At 46.6% G+C, this 24,018-nt stretch carries 16 protein-coding genes, 1 pseudogene and 1 riboswitch; of the genes and pseudogenes, 12 read left to right on the plus strand and 5 right to left on the minus strand.

The window, feature by feature from the left end; genetic code table 11:
* Nucleotides 1-149 precede the first annotated feature (149 nt).
* Entirely contained in the window at nucleotides 150-2,135 is a 1,986-nt protein-coding gene (locus MHB84_RS17480) for an AraC family transcriptional regulator (RefSeq protein WP_076291240.1), read from the plus strand.
* A gap of 132 nt (nucleotides 2,136-2,267) precedes the next feature.
* Here the strand turns inward: MHB84_RS17480 and MHB84_RS17485 are convergent, their stop codons facing one another.
* Entirely contained in the window at nucleotides 2,268-2,465 is a 198-nt protein-coding gene (locus MHB84_RS17485; RefSeq protein ID WP_053779005.1) for a hypothetical protein, read from the minus strand.
* 145 nt (nucleotides 2,466-2,610) lie between these two features.
* On the minus strand, nucleotides 2,611-3,777 hold the full coding sequence (locus MHB84_RS17490) for an ROK family transcriptional regulator (RefSeq protein WP_076291294.1): 1,167 nt from the start codon (nucleotides 3,775-3,777) through the stop codon (nucleotides 2,611-2,613).
* 200 nt (nucleotides 3,778-3,977) lie between these two features.
* Here MHB84_RS17490 and xylA point away from each other — a divergent pair, with 200 nt between their 5' ends.
* The 9 genes and pseudogenes from xylA (at nucleotide 3,978) to MHB84_RS17530 (ending at nucleotide 16,164) form a co-directional block, all read left to right on the plus strand.
* The gene (gene xylA / locus MHB84_RS17495) at nucleotides 3,978-5,294 is read left to right on the plus strand and encodes a xylose isomerase (protein ID WP_063566575.1); all 1,317 of its coding nucleotides are present in this window, start codon (nucleotides 3,978-3,980) and stop codon (nucleotides 5,292-5,294) included.
* A 477-nt stretch (nucleotides 5,295-5,771) separates the two neighbouring features.
* On the plus strand, nucleotides 5,772-7,265 hold the full coding sequence (gene xylB / locus MHB84_RS17500) for a xylulokinase (protein ID WP_076291241.1): 1,494 nt from the start codon (nucleotides 5,772-5,774) through the stop codon (nucleotides 7,263-7,265).
* Nucleotides 7,266-7,558: 293 nt separating this feature from the next.
* The gene (locus MHB84_RS17505) at nucleotides 7,559-8,275 is read left to right on the plus strand and encodes a glycosyltransferase family 2 protein (RefSeq protein ID WP_256716902.1); all 717 of its coding nucleotides are present in this window, start codon (nucleotides 7,559-7,561) and stop codon (nucleotides 8,273-8,275) included.
* A pseudogene (locus MHB84_RS31415) lies at nucleotides 8,241-8,759 on the plus strand (hypothetical protein); the annotation flags it as partial. The gene MHB84_RS17505 and the pseudogene MHB84_RS31415, both read left to right, overlap by 35 nt.
* 429 nt (nucleotides 8,760-9,188) lie before the next feature.
* A complete protein-coding gene (locus MHB84_RS31420) occupies nucleotides 9,189-10,259 on the plus strand; it encodes a glycosyltransferase (RefSeq protein WP_445322131.1) in 1,071 nt (356 codons plus the stop codon).
* 235 nt (nucleotides 10,260-10,494) lie between these two features.
* Nucleotides 10,495-11,127 (plus strand): bifunctional 4-hydroxy-2-oxoglutarate aldolase/2-dehydro-3-deoxy-phosphogluconate aldolase, encoded by a 633-nt coding sequence (locus MHB84_RS17515; RefSeq protein WP_076291243.1) that lies wholly within the window; start codon nucleotides 10,495-10,497, stop codon nucleotides 11,125-11,127.
* A 157-nt stretch (nucleotides 11,128-11,284) separates the two neighbouring features.
* On the plus strand, nucleotides 11,285-12,235 hold the full coding sequence (locus MHB84_RS17520) for an alpha/beta hydrolase (protein WP_256716903.1): 951 nt from the start codon (nucleotides 11,285-11,287) through the stop codon (nucleotides 12,233-12,235).
* Between the two features lie 202 nt (nucleotides 12,236-12,437).
* Nucleotides 12,438-14,837 carry a YcdB/YcdC domain-containing protein gene (locus MHB84_RS17525; RefSeq protein ID WP_179087215.1) on the plus strand — a complete coding sequence of 800 codons (2,400 nt, stop codon included), beginning with the start codon at nucleotides 12,438-12,440 and terminating at the stop codon, nucleotides 14,835-14,837.
* 199 nt (nucleotides 14,838-15,036) lie between these two features.
* Nucleotides 15,037-16,164 (plus strand): transglutaminase domain-containing protein, encoded by a 1,128-nt coding sequence (locus tag MHB84_RS17530; RefSeq protein ID WP_076291245.1) that lies wholly within the window; start codon nucleotides 15,037-15,039, stop codon nucleotides 16,162-16,164.
* Nucleotides 16,165-16,328: 164 nt separating this feature from the next.
* Here the strand turns inward: MHB84_RS17530 and MHB84_RS17535 are convergent, their stop codons facing one another.
* The gene (locus tag MHB84_RS17535) at nucleotides 16,329-17,795 is read right to left on the minus strand and encodes an amino acid permease (RefSeq protein WP_076291246.1); all 1,467 of its coding nucleotides are present in this window, start codon (nucleotides 17,793-17,795) and stop codon (nucleotides 16,329-16,331) included.
* Between the two features lie 114 nt (nucleotides 17,796-17,909).
* Nucleotides 17,910-18,127: riboswitch (Lysine riboswitch) on the minus strand.
* Between the two features lie 142 nt (nucleotides 18,128-18,269).
* Nucleotides 18,270-19,412 (minus strand): virulence factor, encoded by a 1,143-nt coding sequence (locus MHB84_RS17540; RefSeq protein WP_076291247.1) that lies wholly within the window; start codon nucleotides 19,410-19,412, stop codon nucleotides 18,270-18,272.
* Nucleotides 19,413-19,638: 226 nt separating this feature from the next.
* On the opposite strand from MHB84_RS17540, the gene MHB84_RS17545 reads away from it, so the two are divergent.
* Entirely contained in the window at nucleotides 19,639-20,079 is a 441-nt protein-coding gene (locus MHB84_RS17545; RefSeq protein WP_076291248.1) for a hypothetical protein, read from the plus strand.
* 40 nt (nucleotides 20,080-20,119) lie between these two features.
* Here MHB84_RS17545 and MHB84_RS17550 read toward each other — a convergent pair whose 3' ends face one another.
* Nucleotides 20,120-20,818, minus strand: a complete 699-nt coding sequence (locus MHB84_RS17550; RefSeq protein ID WP_076291249.1) for a response regulator transcription factor — start codon at nucleotides 20,816-20,818, stop codon at nucleotides 20,120-20,122.
* Nucleotides 20,819-21,198: 380 nt separating this feature from the next.
* On the opposite strand from MHB84_RS17550, the gene MHB84_RS17555 reads away from it, so the two are divergent.
* On the plus strand, nucleotides 21,199-24,006 hold the full coding sequence (locus MHB84_RS17555; protein WP_076291250.1) for an ATP-binding protein: 2,808 nt from the start codon (nucleotides 21,199-21,201) through the stop codon (nucleotides 24,004-24,006).
* Nucleotides 24,007-24,018: the final 12 nt, after the last annotated feature.

Raw genomic sequence — 24,018 nt, forward strand, 5'->3', positions numbered from 1 at the left:
TTGAATATATATTGGAGAAGCCTTAGTCCGAATCAGGACTGAGGCTTCTTTATTTGATTCAGATCTACTTCATTAATCTTCGAATTGTCCAATGAACAGAAGTGCGATATTCTTTTCTTAAGTCGTAAGCATTGAGGTGAACAGTCAGCATGATTATAGAACAACAGGAGCATTTTCGCTTCTGGGAACAGGCGAATATACGAGATATTCATGTTGAACATGCTCTTCTCGCAAAAGGGCAAAGAAAATTATTCACGATTCAGTCTAGCAGTTTTTTCTGTATTAGAAGAGGTAATTTGCTGGTACTGCTCAATCAAAAGCTCTATTCCATCAATCATTTTGAGATTATTCATGCTCCTCCCAAAAGCAGGTTTGAAGTTAACGCAGGTTCAGAGGGAGCGGAGTATATCGTGATTTCGTATAAAGCAGAATGGGTGCCAACGTACGGCGATGAACCGCTGTTATTAGACAAACACAGAAATCCAACCTATGTTACATACCGTGTGACACCAACTCAGCCGATGATGATATATGAAATTACAGATCGTATGCTGGAAATTCAGGAGCAGCAGGAGCATGGGCCTTCGGTGCCACTTCAACTCAAAGCATCATTCTACCAATGGGTTTATCACATGGTGCATGATTTTTATCTGCAGTCTCCGATTGTAAAAATAGCTAGTCCTGTTGAATTGGTCACACTTACTCTGGAATACATGTTGAAGAACTATGCGAAGCCTCATACGTTGGATTCTTTGGCTATAGTAATGCAACGTAGTCCGGGTCATCTCTCTAATTGTTTCAAACAAGTGCTGAATCGTGGACCGATTGACTGCCTAATCCGTTTGCGTATGCAAAAAGCGTGCAAGCTCTTAGTCGAAACAAAGCTTCCCTTACGGATTATTGCCTCTTCTATTGGGTATCAAGATGCATATTACTTCAGCAACGCCTTTAAAAAGTATATGGGAGTTTCCCCACAGAAGTACCGTAAGCAGATTGTAGAGGAAGATGTTACATCCTTAGCAGGAAGAAATCATATTGTTGGCTCTTTACCCCCATGTTATATTCCTTTATGTGATAATGATAATTATTATCAACACCTAGATGGAGGGTCTGACGATATGTTAAGAAATATAAAGAGAGTTCCGATAGCTTTGCTAATGGCTTTTGGGTTGCTGTTAAGTGCATGTAGTGGCGGTTCTTCGGGGAATACAGGGGCTGCAACTGGAGATGGAAGTACAGCTCAATCGGATGCACCATCTTCCCAAGTGAACAGTACAAGCGAAAATAATACAAATGAAAATACACAAGCGACGACACGTAAAGTGAATAGTTCCATGGGCGAGGTTGAAGTGCCTGCTAATCCGCAGCGTGTCGTAACAGATTTCTTCTTGGGTCATATTCTGGCCTTGGATGTAAAACCTGTAGGAAGTAATGGCGTATTCATGCAAAACCCTTATCTGGAGGGCAAGGTTTCCGGTATCGAGGATATTTCGGACAATCTTGAAGCAATAACTGCACTGAGCCCTGACCTGATCGTTACAGGCGATGCCAAAAGTTACGATGCTTATTCCAAAATCGCCCCAACCGTCTTTCTGGACAACTCAGCTCCGGTTCGTGATCAGGTTAAAGAGCTTGGCGTTATATTGGGAAAAGAGGCTGAAGCATCGGCATGGCTTACCGATTTTGAACAAAAGGTGACTTCGGCCAAGGAGCGTTTAAGCAGTATAATCAAAGAGGGGGAAACCGTTACTGTGTTTGACGGAGGCTTGAGCAAAGACATCACGCTTTATGGTAATGCGCATACGGGCAGAACGATCCATGGTGAATTGGACTTGCCTATGAACGAGAACGTGGAACGCAGCATTGATCCGAAAGTGGGCTGGGCTACGATCTCCAATGAGCTCGCCGATTCATATGCTGGTGATTACGTATTTATGGCCGTGAATGCCAAAGCGGAATCATACGACTATGCGAGCGATCCGGTGTGGGGAACGTTAGATGCGGTCAAAAACAATGAGTTATACGAAATTGACGGTTACAAATTCTATTTCTCGGATCCGATTTCTGTCATGGGACAAATTCAAGACATTGTGGAAATGATGGAAGAGCGCAATCAAGAGAACTCCAAAAGCTAGTGAGTATGATCCATTTAAATAGGTAATATGAAAAATCCCCTTTCACAGCTACAACAGAGCACATGTTTTCATGAACTCTTTTGTGGATGTAAAAGGGGATTTGACGTTAAAATTAAACATATTTTATCTTATCTAAAAAAAGATACTCATAAAGGTCTGAAATACTACATACACCAGTACGCCTGACAGCATGTACATGAAACCAGCCTTCTTTTTGCTCTGAAACAATCGAAGTATGCCAAGGCTGAACAGCGGCGCAAGCACGATCAGGAACAGGAGTACGGTGACAAACATTTGCGCCGAGATATCTGAAGTATCCACGTAGGTCACGAATTTTCACTCCGTTTCGTCATCGGAATTAACATGGCGACATTCATGCCGCCATGACAAAAATCACATAACCCTATTATACCTCTGGATTTCTTTAACAAAAAGGGAGGAAATGGGGCAAAATGATGTCAATTTTCATCAGTTATTAGACGGACACTCTTATTTTACCTAGAAATTGGGAGATTGCTGAATAAGCGGCACCAACACGTGTGGACCGACTGCCTAGAGCAGCCCATTCAATCTGCAAACTGCGACGGTGATAGGGCAATGTACGCTCCTCCACCACTTGTTTCAGCGCCGTTTCAATCCATGGTCCTGCTTCAGAGAGAGGGCCGCCGATAATGATGCGTTCAGGATTGAAACTGTTGACGATATTAGTGATGCCAACCCCCAGTTTGCGGCCGATTTCTTGGTATAACTTCAATACATCTTCATGGCCTTGCTGTGCATAATCAATCAATTCCCGTGTCGTATGTGCCGGCAAAAGCAACTGATGATCCGGGTGCTCATAAGCTTTCTCTGAAGCATATAACTCCCAGCATCCACGATTACCACAGGAGCATGGTCTGCCTTCTGCTTCAATGGACATATGGCCGGTTTCTCCGGCATATCCCCAGGCTCCTTTGTACAGCTCGCCATCCACCATAATACCTGAACCGATCCCGATGCCTGCACTAATGTAAATCAGATGACGTACACCGATACCTGCACCAAAATTCAATTCTCCATGCGCACCTGCATTCGCTTCATTGTCGATCGTGACAGGTAACTCGAATACTTCTTCCAGCATGGCACGCAGGGGAACCTTCTCCCACCCCAAGTTGGGTGCAAAAAGCACCGTTCCTTCCTCGTCCACCATGCCCGGAACCCCGATTCCGATTCCAATTACCCCGTGAGGGGAGGGAGGGGCTGCATGAATCAGATCTTCTGCCGCAAGTTTCAACTGTTCAAATACAGAGGACACATCATGATGTTCCAGTTTCACAGCGTACTCTGTGATAATATGACCTTCCAGATCGGTGAGCACACCTTTTAAGTGGGTCACGCTGAGTTCCAAACCTACGGCATATCCCGATGTACCGCGAAACAGCAACATCAGAGGTTTACGTCCACCGCTGGATTCCCCAGGGCCAATTTCCTGCAAGAGTTCATCATTGATCAGATCGGCAACTAGATTGGATACCGTTGCTTTGTTCAGCCCTGTAATCTCGGATACCCGCGCACGAGAGAGGGGGGCATGACGCCGAATCGTATCCAGGACGATCGACTTGTTTATTTTTTTGACCAGCATCTGGTCTCCGGTAATTTTCATATCCATAAGGCACTCCTATTCTTCTATAAAAGGGTTCAGACCCGCAATCCGTAAACAAGCTATTCGACTATTATAGCGTAAACAAACGTGCAAAAAACATTTTTATTTTTACTTTGTTTAACCAATAGACAAAGTATAACCGATGTGTTAGGATAACGTTGTAAACGATTACTTTCAAAACTATTGAGGAGGCATTTTACATGGCCTATTTTGAATCCGTTAATAAAATTTCGTTCGAAGGTAAAGATTCCACGAATCCATTTGCTTTTAAACATTATAATCCGGAAGAAGTTGTAGCCGGCAAATCGATGGAAGAGCACTTCCGTTTCGGCATGGCTTACTGGCATACATTAACAGCGGGTGGTAGTGACCCGTTTGGTGCGGAGACTGCTGTTCGTTCTTGGGATAAATACTCCGGTCTGGACCTCGCGAAAGTACGCGTGGAAGCAGCATTTGAATTTTTGGAAAAAATGAATCTTCCGTTCTTCTGTTTCCACGATGTGGACATCGCACCAGAAGGCAACAGCCTGCGTGAGTTCTACAGCAACATCGATACGATCGTTGACCTGATTGAAGGCCACATGAAATCCAGCGGCAAAAAATTGCTTTGGAATACAGCGAACATGTTCTCCAACCCACGCTTTATGTTTGGTGCAGCTTCCACTTGCAACGCAGATGTGTACGCTCATGCTGCAGCGCAAATCAAGAAAGGTCTGGAAGTGGGTAAACGTCTGGGCGCAGAAAACTATGTGTTCTGGGGCGGTCGTGAAGGGTATGACACATTGCTCAACACAGACATGCAACTGGAGCAAGACAACATTGCCCGTATGTTCCACATGGCAGTAGACTACGCGAAGGAAATTGGCTTTGATGCACAATTCCTGATCGAGCCTAAACCGAAAGAGCCAACCAAACACCAATACGACTATGATGCAGCAACTTCCATTGCCTTCCTGCAAAAATACGGTTTGGACAAACACTTCAAACTGAACCTGGAAGCTAACCATGCTACACTGGCTGGTCACACATTCGATCACGAGATCCGCGTTGCCCGCACAAACGGCATGCTTGGTTCCCTCGATGCAAACCAAGGCGACATGCTGATCGGTTGGGATACGGATGAGTTCCCGGTTGATATGTACGATGCTACATTGACAATGTACGAAGTATTGAAAAACGGCGGTATTGGCCGTGGTGGTGTGAACTTTGACGCCAAAGTACGTCGTGGTTCCTTCGAAGCAGACGATCTGTTCCTGGCACACATCGCGGGTATGGATACGTATGCTAAAGGTCTGAAAGTAGCAGCGAAATTGATTGAAGATCGTGTATTCGATGACTTCATCGAAAAACGTTACAGCAGCTTCAGCGAAGGTATCGGTGCAGATGTGGTTGCAGGTAAAGCAACACTGGCTTCCCTTGCAGAGTACGCGCTGAACAACGAAAGCCCACGCAAAAACCAATCCGGACGTCAGGAATTGCTGAGAGCAAAACTCAACCAATACATCCTGGCTGACTAATACCGGGTCTCATCTGTGCAAGGCATGGCATGTGACGACCATGCCTGCCCTGTACAAGCTTGTACCACGGAACGCCTGAACAAGCATGACATTCGGACCGTTCCCGACTTTCCCCTGGGAAGGCGGGGACGGTTTTTTGATACCGAAATGGATTGAATTTCATGAGTATCAAGGTTTGCATGTCCATTACTAATGACAGATATATGTCGTTGGCACGATTTTCAGCTACAGAGACGAGTACGTTTTACTCGTTTCATATCCATGTGTGTTCATGATTAAGCATGCAGAACGGAGTGAGCAGAAAGGACCCGGAGGAAGCGAAGCGGTCGCATTTATCCCCGGATTTCTCCCTTGTTAAAGGGATGAAGGAAATCCGGGGGTAACGGCGATCCAAGGGTTTTCTGATCACGGAGTGACTCTCATGTAAACTTGGACTCTTCGTGGATATAACCAGAGATAAATGAGAGGAGTTAACCCATGAGTTACGTAATTGGTGTCGATCTGGGAACAAGTGCAGTTAAAACTGTGCTGGTTAACCGTGAAGGGAAAGTGGCGTTTGAAGCTTCCGAGGCTTATCCGCTGTACCAACCCAAAGCTGGATACAGTGAGCAGAATCCGGAAGATTGGGTAGAGCAGACAATTGTTTCGCTGCGCAAATTGCTGGAGGTGTCCGGCGTACATCCTTCGGAGATCGAAGGACTGAGCTTCTCCGGACAGATGCATGGCTTGGTGCTGGTGAATGCCGAAGGTAAACCGCTGCGCAATGCCATTCTATGGAACGATACACGGACAACGGCTCAGTGCCGCCGCATTGAGAAAGTACTGGACGGGAAATTGTTAAGTATTGCCCGCAACCGTGCGCTCGAAGGTTTTACCCTGCCCAAAATCCTGTGGGTACAGGAGAACGAGCCGCAATTGCTGCAACAGGCAGCGCTGTTCCTGTTGCCGAAGGACTATGTGCGGTATCGCCTGACAGGTGATTATGCCATGGATTATTCGGATGCAGCGGGCACATTGCTGCTGGACGTTGCAGGCAAGCAGTGGAGCAAGGAAATCGCGGAAGCTTTTGAACTGCCAGTATCCTTGTGCCCACGTCTTGTGGAGTCATTTGAAGAAGTAGGCACATTGCTGCCTGAGATTGCGGATCAAACCGGACTTGCAGCCGCAACGAAAGTCTATGCAGGCGGTGCGGACAATGCTTGCGGAGCCATTGGCGCAGGCATTCTGAGTGAAGGACAGACGATGTGCAGCATCGGAACGTCCGGGGTAGTGCTTTCTTATGAAGAGCGTAAAGATCTCGATTTCGAAGGCAAAGTTCACTTTTTTAACCATGGCGAGAAAGATGCCTTCTATATTATGGGGGTAACGCTTGCGGCAGGATACAGCCTGTCCTGGTTTAAGGATACTTTTGCAGCTGACAAATCATTTGATGTGCTCTTGCAGGGCATTGATGCGATTCCAGCGGGAAGCAACGGGTTGTTGTTCACGCCTTATATCGTTGGCGAGCGTACACCGCACCCGGATGCGAACATTCGTGGCAGCTTTATCGGCATGGATGCGAGTCATAAGCTGGAGCATTTTGGACGTGCTGTGATGGAGGGCATTACGTTCTCGCTGCGCGAGTCCATTGATATTCTTCGTAACGCTGGCAAAACAGTCAACGAAGTCATCTCCATTGGCGGCGGTGCCAAAAATGAAGCTTGGCTGCAAATGCAGGCCGATGTCTTCAATGCAACCATTGTGAAATTGGAAAGTGAGCAAGGTCCAGCAATGGGCGCGGCGATGCTGGCAGCTTATGGCTGTGGCTGGTTCCCATCTTTGCAAGAATGTGCAGCAGCGTTCATTCGTCCTGCGAAATCTTATGCGCCTAACCCGGAAGCGGTTAAGGTGTATGACGGACTATTTGCACTGTATCAGGATGTGTACGGGCAAACACGCAGCCTGAATGACCGTCTGGCAGCATATCGTTGATTATTCAGACCTCTTTTATATCGATCTGAATAGGTTCATTAACAATTAAACCAATGAAATATTACATTAACGAGGCACCTGCGGAAGCGGGTGCCTTTTTTGTCGTTGTCCAAGAAAAGAAGAACATATCGTTTTTGAAGGTTCCTAAACGTCATGAAAGGTTTCCCTGCCAGACATAACCCTGTTCCAGACGCGCATAGATTAGATATTGAGGTTAACCGGGGTTCTGCCATTTTAATCATCCATAGCACATCAGTTATTACGCGTGACAGACTCAGCCTGGAGGTGGGGAGTTGGAAGATCGTGAAGCAACCACGAGGCCGCATGTCACCTTGTCCATGATTGTCCGCAATGAGGAGCACAGGTATCTCAAACAAGCGTTAGAGACTCACCGGCCGTGGATTGATCGTGCAGTAATCATTGACGATGGAAGTACAGACCATACCGTTGCTTTATGCCAGGAAATGCTGGAGGGAATTCCGCTTACGTTGATTGTGAACCCGGCCTCCTTGTTTGCAGATGAGGTGAGTTTACGGAAGCAGCAGTGGGCGACAACAGTGGCTACCGGACCGGAATGGATTTTGAATCTGGACGCGGATGAAATTCTGACAACGGATTTTGGGACTGTTCGGAATCAACTGTTGGGTGGAGCGGAGGACGCCATTTATCTCAGGTTGTTTGATATGTGGAGCGATACACATTACCGGGAAGATCAATACTGGCAGGCTCATGCGTATTATCGGCCATTCCTGGTCCGATACCGACCGGAATGGAGCTATGAATGGAAGGAAACTCCGCAGCACTGCGGCCGTTTCCCGCTAACCATTCAGCATTTTGCCTATGGATGCCACTCGCCTCGGGTGAAGCATTATGGTTGGGCACGTGCAGAGGACCGAATTCGTAAATACGAGCGCTATCAGGCACTGGACCCGGATGCAAGATATGGCTGGAAGGAACAGTACGAATCCATTTTGGATGCAGAGCCCAGACTTTTGCAATGGTCGGAATAAGGGAAGGAGGACAATAGAGTTGAAGAAGGAAAAAGAAAAAGGTAAAGAAGAGCCAAAGGAAAAGATTCTTATCGCAAGTCCTATTCGGCAGACAGCCCCGGTACTACGTGAATTTCTCCAGTCCTTGGAATCGCTTGAGCGAACGACGGTGACGACAGACTATCTGTTTGTGGACGACAATGAAGAAGAAGCGGCATCCAATATGCTCCATGAGTTTGTACTTCGGCATGAAGGCAGTCTTTTGGATGCCAATGTAGATGAAGCAGATACCAATCAGGGAAAAGGAGTATACAACAAGGACGAGGGTGGGCATTATTGGCGCGACGAACAGATCTGGCGGGTAGCCGGACTGAAAAATCGTATTTTGGCATATGCCCGTGACCAGAAGTACGATGCCGTGTTCTTGATTGATTCCGATCTCGTCCTGCATCCACGGACATTGGAACAGCTCGTATCGAACAGGAAGGAGATCATCTCCAATATCTTCTGGACACGATGGCAGCCGGGCACAAGGGAAATGCCACAAGTCTGGTTGCAGGATGAGTACGCCCTGTTTCGCAAGGGAGGCAAACGCAACTCAGGGGAGGAAGCAGAGGACGAAGGTACACAAACGGATGCATTCCTGAGGCAATTGCGTACTCCGGGTTGTTATGAAGTGGGGGGACTGGGGGCGTGTACTCTTATTCGCAGGAATGTATTGGAGTCCGGGATTTCCTATGACCAGATTCCGAATGTATCGTTCTGGGGAGAAGATCGCCATTTTTGCATCCGTGCTCAGGCATTGGGGTTTCGTTTATATGTGGATACACATTTTCCGGCCTATCACATTTACCGACTATCGGAATTGCCGGGAGTGGCTGCTTTTAATCGCAGAGCCATACGCGGAGAGGAATCGATCAGTATTTCGCTGTGTATGATTGTGAAAAATGAAGAGGCTTCCCTTGCCAGATGTCTTGACTCGGTTAATGGGATCGCTGACGAGATCGTGATCGTAGATACGGGTTCGACGGACCAGACACGTCAGATCGCGGCTCGTTATACGGAACGCATTGTTGATTTTGAGTGGGTGGATGATTTTGCGGCAGCACGGAACTTTGCCTTTGAACAAGCAACCAGTGAATATATATTATGGCTGGATGCAGATGATGTGTTTGAACCGGATGACCGGGTGAAGTTCATTGAATTGAAGCGTTCCCTGGACCCTGCTGTGGACAGTGTCACGATGGATTATCATCTGTCGTTTACAGCGGAAGGAAAAGTGGCATATAGTCTGAGACGGAACCGACTGGTGCGCCGGGATCGGAATTATCGCTGGATTGGTGCCGTGCATGAATATCTTGAAGTGGCCGGTCATTTGCTGCATAGTGATGTGGCAGTCACGCATAAGAAAGATAAGGAATACACGGATCGCAATCTAAAGATTTATCGCAAACGCGAACAGGCAGGGGAGGAATTCTCTCCGCGTGATTTATATTATTTTGGCAATGAATTGAAAGACCACGGGCATCTTGAAGATGCAGTGCATTACTATGGAAAATTTCTGGATACTGGGCTGGGATGGGTGGAAGATCAGATTGCGGCATGCCAGAAAATAGCTGATTGCGAGGCAGCACTTGAACATTCCGAAAAGGAAGTCTCGGCATTGCTGAGATCCTTTGCCTTTGATTTACCGAGGGCCGAGATCTGCTGCCGATTGGGTGGATATTTTGCTGACCGTGCCGATTACCGCAAAGCCTTATACTGGTATGAACAGGCGACCCGCGCCGTACGACCGACTGATCCGATGGTCGTATTGAACGAAGCTGCATGGACATGGATGCCGCATTTACAATTGTGTGTGTGTTATGACCGGATGGGCAATCGGGCCAAAGCCAAAGAGCACAATGACATTGCTTTGATGTACCATCCGACACATCCCAGCATGTTGTATAATGATAAGTATTTTAAGGATCTGGAGAAGGATAATGTGCTGGAAAATGCTTAGAACAAACCTCTCTAATGGAACAAAGAGGATGAATAATCCCTTTTTCTATGGAGAGGTTTTTTGTGTTCCTATTTAACTTTATACCGGAGATGTTGGTGCACACACTCTCACAAGAAATTGGATCAAAAGATTTCATCCAGGGGACGATATGCTTTACAATAGTGACTAACGGAAAAGCGGTGATAACGAATACTTGTCCTCGGCTGCCGAATCTATGAAACAAGGGGAAGTTGGCATGAATCTGACGGAAGTATTATTGGAATCGAGACTGGTGGCTATTGTTCGTGGTATTAGCCGGGAATCTGCTCAGGCAGCAGGGCAGGGAATGACCGATGGTGGAATCCGACTGATGGAAGTGACACTTAACACACCTGGAGCACATGATATTATTGCAGACTGGCGCGAACGGCATGAGGGTAAGGCTTATATCGGAGCAGGCACGGTACTGAATGTGCAGATGGCCAAAGAAGCCGTTGCAGCAGGTGCTCAATTTCTCGTGTCTCCGAATGTCGATCTGTCTGTTATTGAATATGCTGTAGAACATGGAGTGGAGATCTGGCCCGGTGCGATGACTCCAACGGAGATTGTGGCTGCATATGAAGCAGGAGCAAAAGCGGTGAAGCTGTTTCCAATGGCGAGTATGGGTATTCCGTATTTACGTGAAATCAAGGCTCCATTGAATCATATTCCACTGCTTGCAACAGGAGGAGCCACGCTGGATAACATTGCAGATTATTATGCTGCTGGTGCGGCGGCAGTGGGCCTTGGAAGTGCACTTTTGCCACGAGAAGCACTTGCGGCAGGGAACGATGAGCAGATTGCTGCTTGCACTCGTGCATTTGTAGAAATAGCGAAAATCGAGGGTTGAACATTGTAGCTAACGGAAGTGGACTAGACACACCAGGGTATATATATGAAGAGCTTCTGAACCATTAGATAATATAAGAAGTGATATGGATTAACGTCCGGTTAACTTTGCTGTCGTATGATGGAGTTAGACCAGAAAACGGAGAGGAGTGACACCAGTGAAAGCTAAAACGATGATTGGCGGGATGATTGCTGTTGCCGCTGTAACTGCGGGTGGTTTATGGAAGGCAGCTGTGAAGAGTCAAACCCCCAAAAAGATTCCGATTACGCTCACACCGCCCATGCCATTTGAGGATATAACCTTCGAGAGTGGAGGGGGGCGAGTGCATGGCTGGTTCATTCCGGCTGGAGCTCATCTCCCGAAGCCTTGGCCGTTGGTTATTATTGCACATGGCTGGGGCTCCAACCGATCCCGTGTCCTCCGTTATGCACGTCCCATTTGGGAAGCGGGTTACGCCCTCTTTATGTACGATGTTCGAAGCCATGGAGCCAGTGACCCAGTTAAAGCGGCTTCAGCTTACCTGTTCCGCGATGATCTGCTGTCTGCATTGCAATATACGTCATCACGCCCGGAAATTGATCCTGCTGCAATCGGTGTGCTTGGGCATTCCTTGGGTGGGCTAGGCACGATCCTCGCTGTAACGGAGGGCATTCCTGTATCAGCGGTGATCACGGACTCTATGCCATCCCAATTCGAGGTTATCGTCAGTTCGGAGCTGAGACGGCGCCGTCTGCCTTTGTTTCCACTGGCCCAGCTGATTCCGCGAATCTGGTTCTGGCGGCTTGGAGAATCTCTGAAAACGTATCGACAGCGTGATCCAGTCATGCTGCTGAATGAACGGCGCAAGGGAATGCAGCTACCCATGCTTATGGTACATTCCAAAGGTGATAACTTTATTCCACCTAGCGAACTTGAATATTTTATGTCCAAAGCGGATCCGCCCGTGGAGCATCTATGGGTCAATAGTGGAGGCCATAGCTGTTCAGAAGAAGATCCTGCGTTCTGGAATACGGTGATTCCTTTTTTGAAAACACATGTAAAGGTGCAGGCTCAGACCAACAAATCTGTTATGCCGAACGTCAATATAGAGAAAATTCAGCCCACTTGATGCTCAGGCTGATCGTCGAAACGCCAACCCAGTTGGCGTTTTTTTGCTGTTTCTATAAAATATGCAGAAATTCACATTTGTAAAATTGTTGGGAAAATGACGATTAAAAAGGAAGCTTATGGTATCATAGAATAGACTGGCAATATTCATGCGAGGTTATTTTCATGCATCCTTGTATGAAATTGAAGGGAGAGGTCCAGATTTGAGTTTTGAATGGAATTTTAATGTACGATTCAAAATGTTTACAACCAAAGCGGCTACAGCAGCCATGGCAACTTTGCTTCTGGCATCACAGACACCAGGGTTTGCAGGCAGCGCGTCGGCAGCGACAGCGGAACAGGTAACAGAATCCGCAGCGGGGGAAACGGAACAACAACTTGGATTAACAGACAACGAGGTGCCTGAAGGAGCCAAAATCTCCTCCAAGCAAGCCAGCGAGAATATACTGAACTTATTTCCATTGTTAAAAAAGGCGACGATTTCATCCGTACGATTCGATTCGCCTAACTCTTACCCACCGCCAGATTACAAGGCGTGGGAGATTGGCTTTCAAATTGTCGAAGGAAACCATACGATGGGATTTAGCGCAACGGTACATGCGGGCACGGGGGAAGTGCTAAACGTACATTTGCCTTCTGATTTACTGGATAAGCAGTCTACTGATTCTGATGTCAAATTGACCAAAGACGAGGCTGAGGTGCATGCAGAGGCATTACTGTTCAAAGCTATTCCCGGATTGAAAGAAAATGAATATGCTTCTCTTGGAGATGTGTATCAATTTACAGCACAGCAATCTTTGTTTGGCAGAACGGAATATCGATATGGCTACCAGCTCAAGCATGAAGGGTTGTTGTCTGAGGCAGAGACGATCTACATAAGTGTGGATGAAAGTGGCTTGGTGACTGGCTATTCAAGAAGTACAACCGGAGCTGAATATCCTTCATCGAAGTCGGCAGCATCGGAAGTGAAGGCCAGTCAACGTTTTGAGGAGCAATTTGATGTACAGCTCGCCTATATCTCGACTGATCGTCTATCCTCGCCCAAAGGACAAAAGTATTATCTTGGTTATATGCCGAAGAATTCCAGCATGGTTCCGCTGGATGCTAATACACTGGAGCCGATTAACGAGATGACTGGAAAAGCTATTGGTGATGAAGATTCTTTACAGCAGAATAAACCTTTAAAAGGAAGTGTAGCTCCTTTTGCCGCAGCGAACGGTCAGAAATTAAATGCACAACAGGCCGAGAACATCATTAAAAAGAACTTTGATATTCCGAAAGGTTACAAGTTGGAGCATAGTCAGTTAAGCAAAGGTGAGTATGCGAGTCCTAACAATCAAGTATGGAGCCTGAGCTGGAGCAATCGAAATGCAAATGTATCCTACATGTTCATGCGAGATATTTCAGCACAGGTAGATGCGCTTACTGGACAGATTTATAGTTACAGCTTGTATCAGCGGGTGGAGCCGGGTGCTGCGCAGGAGAAACCATCGGATGAGAATGAGACTAAGTCCGTAACCCGGACACAAGCCGAGAAACTTGCAATCAATAAGGTGATTTCATTGGTTCCGAGTGCATCAGAACAATTCCGGTTGTCCAGTGTGCTTGAATTTGAAGGTGCACGTACATTTATGTTCCAGCGCTACATGAACGGAATTGCGGTTATGGATGATACAGTGCAAGTACAAGTCCTGAAGGATGGAGCCATCAACGAATTTTATACAAGGATTGCTGCAACGCCTGAACAGTTGCCTGGAAACACCAAACCAGCCATCAGTTATGAACAGGCAAAGGCAACCTATCTGGAAGCATTCAAGTTAACACTGGCTTACTCCCGCTACGGTGGTTATGCCATGAGTAACGGTCAGGTCGTTCCCTCGGGTGTAAACCTGGTTTACCAGCCTACACGAGATGGAAATTCGATTTCCGCCAGTTATGAAGTACTTGATGCTACTACTGGAGAATGGAAGTTTTTATATGGTAGTGGAAGTGCCACAGCGAATGTTGAGCCTAGTGATATTTCGGGTCATGTGGCGGAGGCTGCACTTCGGAATATGACTCAACATGCCGTAATTCTTGCAGATGAGCAGGGACGTGTATTCCCAGACCGGGTCATCACGAAGGGTGATTGGTTTACCTATCTGGCAAGAGCGGTTAACCCGAATATGGATATGTATTACAGTGGAAACGGGAGCGAGAAGCTATACGCTGACATTACCCCGGAGAGCCCTTATTACCAAGCTGTGCGGACATTGATCGATCAGCGCTGGTTAGCGGGTGCCGACTCTGAAACGAAGCTAAATCCAGAAGAGGAGATGACTCGTGAAGAGCTGGCGGTATTGCTCGTGCGCATTTTGCGCTATGAGAAATTAGCCGGATTCTACACATTGCCATCGGATCTTCCCAACCTGGCAGATGCCAGTGCAGTCAACAACAAGGGAGCTGTCTCCCTCAGCATCAAGCTGGGATTGTTGCCTTCGATTGAAGGACGATTCATGCCTGCACGCAAAGTGACGGTTGCCGAAGCGGCTCAGGTATTGGAACGTCTGGCCAAGCTTCAGGGTAAGACGGATACCTTTATGAGCGGCAATCGTTTATATTGATTTGAGTTTGTTGCATAAATGCCCGGAAGAGTCATATGATGAGGATAACGGGTAGGTTAGGTTTGTTTTACTGAAGACAGGGGGACCTTCTACGGAGGGTCTCTTTTGATGCTTTTCGACAAAACTAGAAGCCTGCCGTCAATCCCTTTTGTGATACAATGAGGCATGAGAACTTTGCAAAGAGAGGTGGTATCCTTTCATGGGCAAGCACGGAAAACGAGTGATAACCTTGCTATTGGCTGGCTGTCTCGTCGCTGTGGCACTGCCACATGCGGTTGATCTGGATCAGCTGTACGCGGCGTCGGGAACATCGGACATATCCACGAATACGGATCTGCGCGAGACGTTGCTTAATGCGATGTCCCAGCGTACAGAGGAACTTGTTTTTACATACAAAGGCAATGTGAAAGGCCTCAAAAAACAGTTGCAGAGCTCCATTGACGAAGCAATGACCAGTGATCCTTATATTCAATATACCGTTAAAAGTTACGCATTTAATTATAAAGGCTCCAATGTATCCGCAGAGGTACATGTGAAGCTGGCATATCGGGAAACGAAGGAGCAGACCGATTATGTGAACCGTAAGGTGACCAACGTGCTCAAAGAGATTATATTGCCTGGCATGACGAATCATGAGAAAGTTAAAGTCATTCATGACTGGATTGTACTTAACCTGTCCTACGATACATCCTTGCAGAAATATACTGCATACGATGGACTTGTTACCGGCAGTACTGTATGTCAGGGGTATTCATTGCTGGCTTATCGCATGCTGGAGCAGGTAGGTATAGAGAACCGGATTGTGGAAGGAACGGCTGGTGAGCAATTACACGCCTGGAATCTCGTCAAGCTGGATGGTAAGTGGTACCATATGGATACGACGTGGGATGACCCTACTCCTGACCGTAAGGGCAAGGTAAGTCACAGTTATTATTTACTCAGTGATGATGAGATGGCACGGGACCATGTCTGGACAGCTAAAGGCAAGTATCCTGCTGCATCTGCCCCCTATCGTGAAGCTTTGCAAACTTTGGTGAAGTCGGGAGGCAGCAAGGCAACCGCGTACCAGAAGCTTTATCATACACTGGAATACTCGCTCTATGATGAAAATGATGCAGTTAGTGGTCATTCCGCGCTAAAAACAAAAGTTCAGAGTGTGCTCAAGGATGGCGGAACCTCACTGACTTTTAGATACAAAGGTACTGAGACAGGACTAGTAGAGGATTTGCAGGATCTGTATCAGCTTGGCATGAAGTCAATATCGTATTACGTGTCCAACATGGAGGATACCATCGATCTGCGTGTGAAGATTACCTGGACCATGTGACAGCAAACTTTGTATGAATGATTATAATAGGACACACCTTATGGTGAAAAAGGACGCTCATTCATGAGCGTCCTTTTTTGCTTGAGTGATAGCTATCCCGAAACTTGGACGAACCAAATAGGCACCCTCTTTCCAGTGGAAAGAAGGGTGCCTATGAAATAACGTTATTCGTTTGTTGTTGTAAAATCACATTCCTGTAATGGTACAACTTTTGTTTTCTTAATAAATTTATAACCCAGCCATAAGATCAGGAACAGCGGAACGCTTAAGTAAGCGACGAGGGCTCCGCTCCAATCGATCTGATCGCCCGTGAACGCCTGATAGTTCTGTCCAATAATGACGATGATACATAACACAAAAGCAAAGATCGGCCCAAATGGGAACCAGCGTGCACGGTAGGGCAGATCGTTCAAATCCCGACCTTGGGCCACATACGCACGGCGGAAACGATAATGGCTGATGGCAATGCCGAGCCAGGTGATAAACCCACACATCCCGGATGCATTAAGCAGCCAGGTATATACAATACCATCACCGAATAGGGAGGCTAGAAAAGCGAGCATACCCACCGCTGTGGTCAAGAGCAGGGCATTCATTGGAATGCCCTTTTTGTTCAGCCGACCCAGGAAGCGAGGCGCTTTGCCATCCCGGGCAAGAGCATACAGAACACGACTTGAAGCATACATGCCTGAATTCCCGGCAGACAGTACAGAGGTCAGAATAACGGCATTCATGACGGAAGCAGCAATGGCCAGCCCCGCTTTTTCAAAGACAAGAGTAAACGGACTGACTCCGATGTTGTTCAGATCACCTTTAAGCAGATTCGGATGTGTGTAAGGAATGATCAGACTGATGACTGTAATCGCCAGAATGTAGAAGATCAGAATACGCCAGAACACTTGCCGAATAGCACGAGGGACATTTTCACGCGGATTTTCGCTCTCACCGGCTGCGACACCAATGAGCTCTGTTCCTTGGAAAGAGAATCCTGCAGCCATAAATACACCCAGAACCGCAAAGAATCCGCCATGGAATGGTGCGTCTCCAACAGTAAAGTTGCTGAATCCTACCGTTTCTCCACCGATAATGCCGAAGATCATGAGCACACCAACGGTAAGGAAGATGATCACTGTAGCGACTTTGATAATGGCGAACCAATACTCCGACTCTCCATACCCTTTAACGGACAACACATTTAGGGCAAAGATTAATACGAGGAACAACAGACTCCACAACATGGATGAACTTTCAGGGAACCAGTATTTGATGAGTACGGTTGCCGCAGCGAGTTCTGCCGCAATGGTGACGGCCCAGTTGTACCAGAAGTTCCAACCCATGGCAAACCCAAGGGCTGGATCGACGAAGCGGGCCGCATACGTATTGAATGAACCGGAGTCAGGCATGAAGGTAGCCAGCTCTCCGAGACTGGTCATTAGAAAGAAGACCATGATGCCGACGGCAACGTAAGCAATCAGTGCACCGCCGGGGCCAGCATTGGAAATAGCGGTTCCGCTTGCGAGGAAAAGTCCTGTACCAATGGATCCACCGAGTGCAATCATGGTCATATGCCGTGCGCGTAATCCTTTTTTCAGGGTAGGTCCTGTGTTAGTTTGGTTGTTGCGGTCTTGCATGGAAACACTCCTTCTTTCAGCGTACTAATGGGTTCAGAACAATGGAAATAACCAAAAGACCGCAGGCATTAGCCTGCGGTCTTTATTATCAATCGTCCGCACCTCGTCCCAGATGTTTAAGATAGCTCAACACAGAAGAAATCATACCCTCCGAGGAAGGCATCATACATCTGTGACAGTTCTGCACCTTTCGGCAACAGCCCCAGCCGCGCTGGACAACGTAAGGAACCGTCCTGCGGGCTTCGGCGGGTGCACCTTTCGGCTGAATTCATAAGCGGCTCCTTAGCGCCTCCTTCAGCGTACTGATCGCACCCGCGACCTCTACCTCATCATCATGGATGAGGTGTATCTATTGTCTATGAAATTATAAATCACAGAACGTAACACTCAATGTTCTGTTTAGTAAACAGACAATCAGTATAACCCCCATGGTATTCCAGTGCAATAACAATTGTTGGATATGAATCGAAAGGACTATTCCGACGTCTTGTTACGCCCAGCCATCTGCTGCCATACGGTTCCGGCTGCCTGTTCCCCGGATTCAATCCGTTCCAGTGCCATTTTGGCTTGCAGGCTGACTTCAAACTCAGGATCTTCGGCTGCCTTCCGCAGAGCTTGCTCAGCTTCTTCAGTTCCCACTTCGTATAGGAAACGGGCTGCACGCCAGCGTACAAGCTTGCTTTTATCCGATAACGTAGCTGTCATGGCTGCAGTTGCTGCAGGATCACCGATATCGGAGAGGGTATCTCCGGCAGTCCGACGTACAGCAGGTGAACTATCCTGCAGAGCTTCGTACAGCAGTTCCATCGCTTCCGGTGTACGGATATCACCTAGATATACAACAGCCAGTCGGCGAATCTGCATTTTACTGTCATGGAGTGCATGGGCAACGAGTGGCAGTCGTTCTGCTGTAGGCTCCATACCATCAAATGCAGCGTAGCGAACATTCCAGTCCTCATTATGCAGAGCCTCTTCAAGCTCGGCACCATCCAGCTCGCGGCGACGTTCCACGAACTCTTCGGAATTGGTGCCGTGCTCAATGGCTTGTTGAATTACGCGTTCCAGACGCTCAGGGGGATATGCTGCTTCCAGCTCCTGTTCAACTTCTCTTGCGATTTCAGGCAATTCCCCGTAGCGGACGCCGTAATCACTCAGTTTCCGTTCCTTGATCAGTGTTGCGCTGGCGACTTCAGTAACGGCTTTGACGAACCGATCCGAGAGCGAAATCCGCTCTTCCTTGGCGCCGGCTTTGACCCGAATTTGCATCGGCACACCTCTGAAGAATTGAACGAATACCTGTGCTTCACCGAAGTGTTCGCCAGAGGCGTCTTCAGATTCAATCCAGTCCAAATCGATTCCCTGTTGGCCAAGACGACTTTGGACTTCGCCAAGTATGACGGACCAATCCGCATTTCCCTTGCGGTCGAGCGCTACGAAGTCGGTTGTGTGGAATACACTTTTTACTCCGGGAATATGAAGCATCTGGCGAATAAACGCCGGAGCAGATCGTTCGTTATCCAGTGTATATGTTCTGCGGATCCCGTCCTCCAGACGTTCGTCCAGATGCAGCATCATCGTATTGGGACTGGGTGTTGGTTCAATTGAAACAATATTCATCGGTTCATAACCTCCTGTACCGGATTCATTTCTTAAAGTTCCCGCAATTAGCACGGGCATATCCCTATTTTACATGAATTGTCGCAAACTGCGAAATGGGTAATGAACCTTACACAGTTTGTGAAGAAGTACGAAGATAGTTAACACTTCTTTTATGTTCATACACGAACATTTTTAAATGAAGATTGGCACAATAAGAAGAGAGAATGAACTGGAGGTTATACCTATGGAACCCATTACCGTACTTTCGGACGGAAGTCGTGGTATTGATTATGACAATATGATTGCATTGTTGAATGAATGGATAACAGACGAGCAGAGGGAGCATGCAATGAAGAGAGAAAAGAATGTGAATAACGAGGAGGGGGAGGAATGGGGCAAAGCTCATTATTGTATTGTCGATTATCAGGACGCCGGGCAAGCCGTATCAGCAGCCAATGCCATTCGGGCATTTATGCCTCAGATTCCTTTGCTGGTAATTACGGATTTCCAATCCCTGATTCGCAAGCGCCATTTGCAGCTTATTACGGGTACGGGTCTGATAAAGATGATCCTTTGGCATGAGAAGGAACCAGACAGTCTGATCGTGGAAATCCAGCGGTGGCTGCATTCTTTTGCATACAAAACAAAAACAGCTCAGCCCTCAACTCAGTCGATGAGACGATGACAGAGAGAGGACATGAGCCATTATTTCATTGCGGCGTGTACTAAATGACGTATTTATATCCCGTTCCCCAAACCGTCTTGATGTACCTTGGATTTTTGGGGTCGGGTTCAATTTTTTTACGCAGACTGGAGATATGTACATCGATTGTGCGGTCCAGATATGCCCGTTCAGAGCCTTTAATTCGATCCATGAGTTCATTGCGGGTGAACACTTTGCCGGGATTTCGGTACAATTCCTTCATGATTTCAAACTCAATATGAGTAACCTCGATTTCAAGGCCATCCACAAACAAAGTTCTTCTGTACTCATTCACACTGACATGTCCGACAACTTCAGTAGGTTTGTCCTCTTTTATCGGTTTGTCCGGGTAGAAGATAGCCGATCTGCGCAGTAATGCCTTAATACGTGCATCAAGCTCTTTCAGACTAAAGGGTTTACAAAGGAAATCATCTGCACCATTATGTAACGCTCGGAGCCGATCATTCAGCATGGTGCTGGCCGAGATCATCAATATGGGTACAGTCGAGTGCTGGCGAAACGCATCTACCAGATCATTACCGTCTGTTTCAGGCAGCATCAAGTCAGTCACTACAATATCGGGCTGGAATCGTGGGAAAAGTTGAAGTGCTTCGCGTGCATGATGAACCCGTTCAGTTATGTAACCCTCCTCCTCAAGAAAGAAAGCAATCATGTCGGCCAGATTTTTCTCATCTTCTATAAGAAGAACTTTGATAGACATTGAGGTCACACTCCTGATGAAATGAATTTGTTAAGAAACTTCTAGAAAAATGGCGTAATTTGTGTGGGAATGCTGCAAAATTTTTAATGTTTGTATTCCAGAATATAGGATGCATATGTAGTAAGTTCTATAGAGTTGAGGCCAAACTTCAGTATTTTACCATGAATGAAGCTCATTTGCCGATCATTCAAAATTTCCCAAAGCTACATCGAGTAGTAATTACAGTATAATGTATCAGAACGGTTTCAGGGAAATAAAGTAGATCTTTTGAGCTTTAATCCATAGGAAATACCAACGTTGTTGTTGAATGCAAACATAGAAATCAATCATAAGGACGGATGCCTGTGGACTACATAAGGATAAATAAGGTGTTGGAGTGGATGGTAATCAAACTCCGTATTCCGTGGTTGGGTACGGCTATACTTATTATCCTGGGTACGCTGGGAACGATATTTCCGTTGACTCTTTTTTACGGGGTACAGCTCTTGTTTGGTACAGCCGCAACGTTTATTGCCTTGCGCTTACATGGAGCCGTATACGGATTCACTGCTTTGATAGCAATCTGTACCTTGGGTGTGTTATTCGGGGGTCTAGTCCCAAATAGTTTTTTTATGATTGGCGCTCATACAATTGAATTAATCTGGATGCTGGGGTGGCAGATCCGATGGAAGAATGGAAGTGTCATGAAGGCAAATGCTGCATTCTGGGTCGCGATGTTATTGCCAGTGACCTGTTATGGGTACATTATGGGCATGAATCTTGAAGAATTAAAATATACATACATGCATGTCGCTGTGACCAGTATGGTTAACGCGCTGATTGCAGGTATTGTGGTAGACTTCTGGATTACCAATGGCGAATTGAAGTCGAAACGAACAGGAACCATTCCGCTCACACGAATTGCATTTAAATACGTCGTATCCTTTGTAGTCGTTGTCTCTCTTGTTCTGTTATCGGCCGACAGTCGGAGACAGCTGGGTCAGATCAATAACTCCATCGTATCTAATCTAAAACACGCTGCGAATGCCGTGATCAAGGATTTGAATGAACAATATCTAACCGAAGAGAACATGCACCAGAGCATGGAGCGTTATCATCATCTGCTGGATGTAAATGTCATCGTTCTGGATCCAAATAATAAAGTTGTAGCTTCTGGATTGGATACGCTTCCGCAGGGAGATTACCTGGATATCAACAAGTATCGTTTACTCAAGCCAGGGGAGAACAGTATCCTATTCCATTCCGGGGATGCTTATTATAGCGATGTGCTTACTCACTGGAAACAGGCGTCGTTTATGTATGAAGCAGATATGACCACAAGTACTCCTTATCGAGTTTTTGTTGAGACCAACTCAGCCAATTATTACAAACGTATTGAGTCGATCTATCTGAATACGCTTCAGTCTCTGTTTATCATTTTCGTGGTTTCCATGATTGTGGCTGCTCCACTTAGCAAGAAAGTCGTAAGTCCAATGAAACGCCTCACACGCATGACAGGCTCCCTTCCCAGACTATTATTTCGTAATGGTAAGATGGATTGGCCGACCAGCCACGTCACCGAAGTGCAGATTCTAATTGGCAATTTGCGCAAAATGGCCGATGTGCTCCTTGAACAATTCGAGCAGATACGTCAGGACAAGCTTACGCTGGAAGACAGGGTCAGAGAACGAACCAAAGAGCTGAAGAATAGTGAAGAAATCAAACGGGCAATCATTGATTCATCTATTGATGCTATTATTGCTGTGGATTTAAACGGACTGATTATAGAGTTTAATCCCGAAGCCGAAAGAATGTTTGGATTGAAACGGGAAGAGGTTGTTTTAGAAAAAGAGGCCCCATCCCTTTTTCAGGGAGCGAGCTGTATGGAAATTAAGGAAATGCTGAAACAATGTGAGTATATTCAGGGCAAACGGCATGTCATCGTGGAAGAAATTTCAGGCATTCGCCGGGACGGTTCGGTTTTTCCGATTGAGTACAAAATTGTAGAAATTCAGCTGGGAAATAACGAAACGCTGTACAACTTATTTATCAAAGATATTACCGAGCGGACAAGAGCTGAAGAAGACCGTGTACGTCATGCGCTGGCTCTGGAGAAGCTGAATGCGGAGTTGTTTCATGAAAAAGTTGCCATCCAGGAACAGCGGGATATCAGCGAGCATTTCATTGAATCGGTTAGGGAAGGTCTGGTCATGTCTGATCGTTTCGGCACCATTACGATAGTTAACAGAAGAATTGAAGAAATGTTTGGCCTCCGAGATTTTTCGGGCAGATCTATCGTAGATTTAGCCAATGCCATTGATACTCTTGTGTTAACTGCTGATTTCAATTTGGTAGAGCAGACTCGTGCTTTTTTAAACGGAGAACTGGCCTTTGTGGAAACTGAATTTATATTCAATGATGTGGAAAAGAGTGTATTTTCCCTGTACATGAAGCAAATGGATGTTCCCGGTAAAAACCATGGATTTCTTCTGGTGTTCCGCGATCGTACAGAGGAAGAACGACTGAATCGGATGAAAAACGAACTGATCAGTGTGGTGTCCCACGAGCTTCGTACCCCTGTAGCGACCATTATGGGCTATGTGGAACTAATGATGATGTATGATCTTCCCGCTTCACAGCGTCAGGACTTCATGGAAACCATTTCTTCGGAAGGCGCACGGCTGAGCAGTCTGCTGGATGATGTACTTGATATTCAACGTCTTGACAATGAAGGCATGACCTATCATAAGACGTATGTACCGTTGCTTGAGTTGGTTGAGGGTGTTGCTGAGCAATGGAATATGCAATCCATTCAGCGTATATATGTACATGCGTTTAATGGAGACTTTTTTGCTTACGCGGACCAGAACCGGATGGTTCAGTTGCTGCACAATTTGGTTGGTAATGCAGTCAAGTACTCACCTGGAGCAGACCGAATTGATATTACGCTGTGGGAAGAAAAAGAATGGTTATGCATCGATGTACGTGATTATGGAATAGGAATTCCAGAGAACGTGCAGGACCTGTTATTTACGAAGTTTTATCGTGTGGACAATTCGGATCATCGTCAGATTGGCGGGACTGGACTGGGACTTTACATTTCGCGCAAAATTGTAGAGGACCACCAGGGAACACTTACCTTTATATCCGCGCCGCACAAAGGAAGCACGTTCAAGGTTCGATTGCCTAAGCAAGACGAACTTTTGTAAGGCAAGAGAAGC

The organism is Paenibacillus sp. FSL F4-0087 (assembly GCF_038020215.1).
GTDB classification, from domain to species: domain Bacteria; phylum Bacillota; class Bacilli; order Paenibacillales; family Paenibacillaceae; genus Paenibacillus; species Paenibacillus taichungensis.

What these genes read in the sequence shown, in the direction of transcription:
- MHB84_RS17480 (WP_076291240.1), top strand. Translation starts at nt 150, where the DNA reads ATGATTATAGAACAACAGGAGCATTTTCGCTTCTGGGAACAGGCGAAT.
- MHB84_RS17490 (WP_076291294.1), bottom strand. Translation starts at nt 3,777, where the DNA reads ATGAAAATTACCGGAGACCAGATGCTGGTCAAAAAAATAAACAAGTCG.
- xylA (WP_063566575.1), top strand. Translation starts at nt 3,978, where the DNA reads ATGGCCTATTTTGAATCCGTTAATAAAATTTCGTTCGAAGGTAAAGAT.
- xylB (WP_076291241.1), top strand. Translation starts at nt 5,772, where the DNA reads ATGAGTTACGTAATTGGTGTCGATCTGGGAACAAGTGCAGTTAAAACT.
- MHB84_RS31420 (WP_445322131.1), top strand. Translation starts at nt 9,189, where the DNA reads ATGATTGTGAAAAATGAAGAGGCTTCCCTTGCCAGATGTCTTGACTCG.
- MHB84_RS17515 (WP_076291243.1), top strand. Translation starts at nt 10,495, where the DNA reads ATGAATCTGACGGAAGTATTATTGGAATCGAGACTGGTGGCTATTGTT.
- MHB84_RS17530 (WP_076291245.1), top strand. Translation starts at nt 15,037, where the DNA reads ATGGGCAAGCACGGAAAACGAGTGATAACCTTGCTATTGGCTGGCTGT.
- MHB84_RS17535 (WP_076291246.1), bottom strand. Translation starts at nt 17,795, where the DNA reads ATGCAAGACCGCAACAACCAAACTAACACAGGACCTACCCTGAAAAAA.
- MHB84_RS17540 (WP_076291247.1), bottom strand. Translation starts at nt 19,412, where the DNA reads ATGAATATTGTTTCAATTGAACCAACACCCAGTCCCAATACGATGATG.
- MHB84_RS17545 (WP_076291248.1), top strand. Translation starts at nt 19,639, where the DNA reads ATGGAACCCATTACCGTACTTTCGGACGGAAGTCGTGGTATTGATTAT.
- MHB84_RS17550 (WP_076291249.1), bottom strand. Translation starts at nt 20,818, where the DNA reads ATGTCTATCAAAGTTCTTCTTATAGAAGATGAGAAAAATCTGGCCGAC.
- MHB84_RS17555 (WP_076291250.1), top strand. Translation starts at nt 21,199, where the DNA reads ATGGTAATCAAACTCCGTATTCCGTGGTTGGGTACGGCTATACTTATT.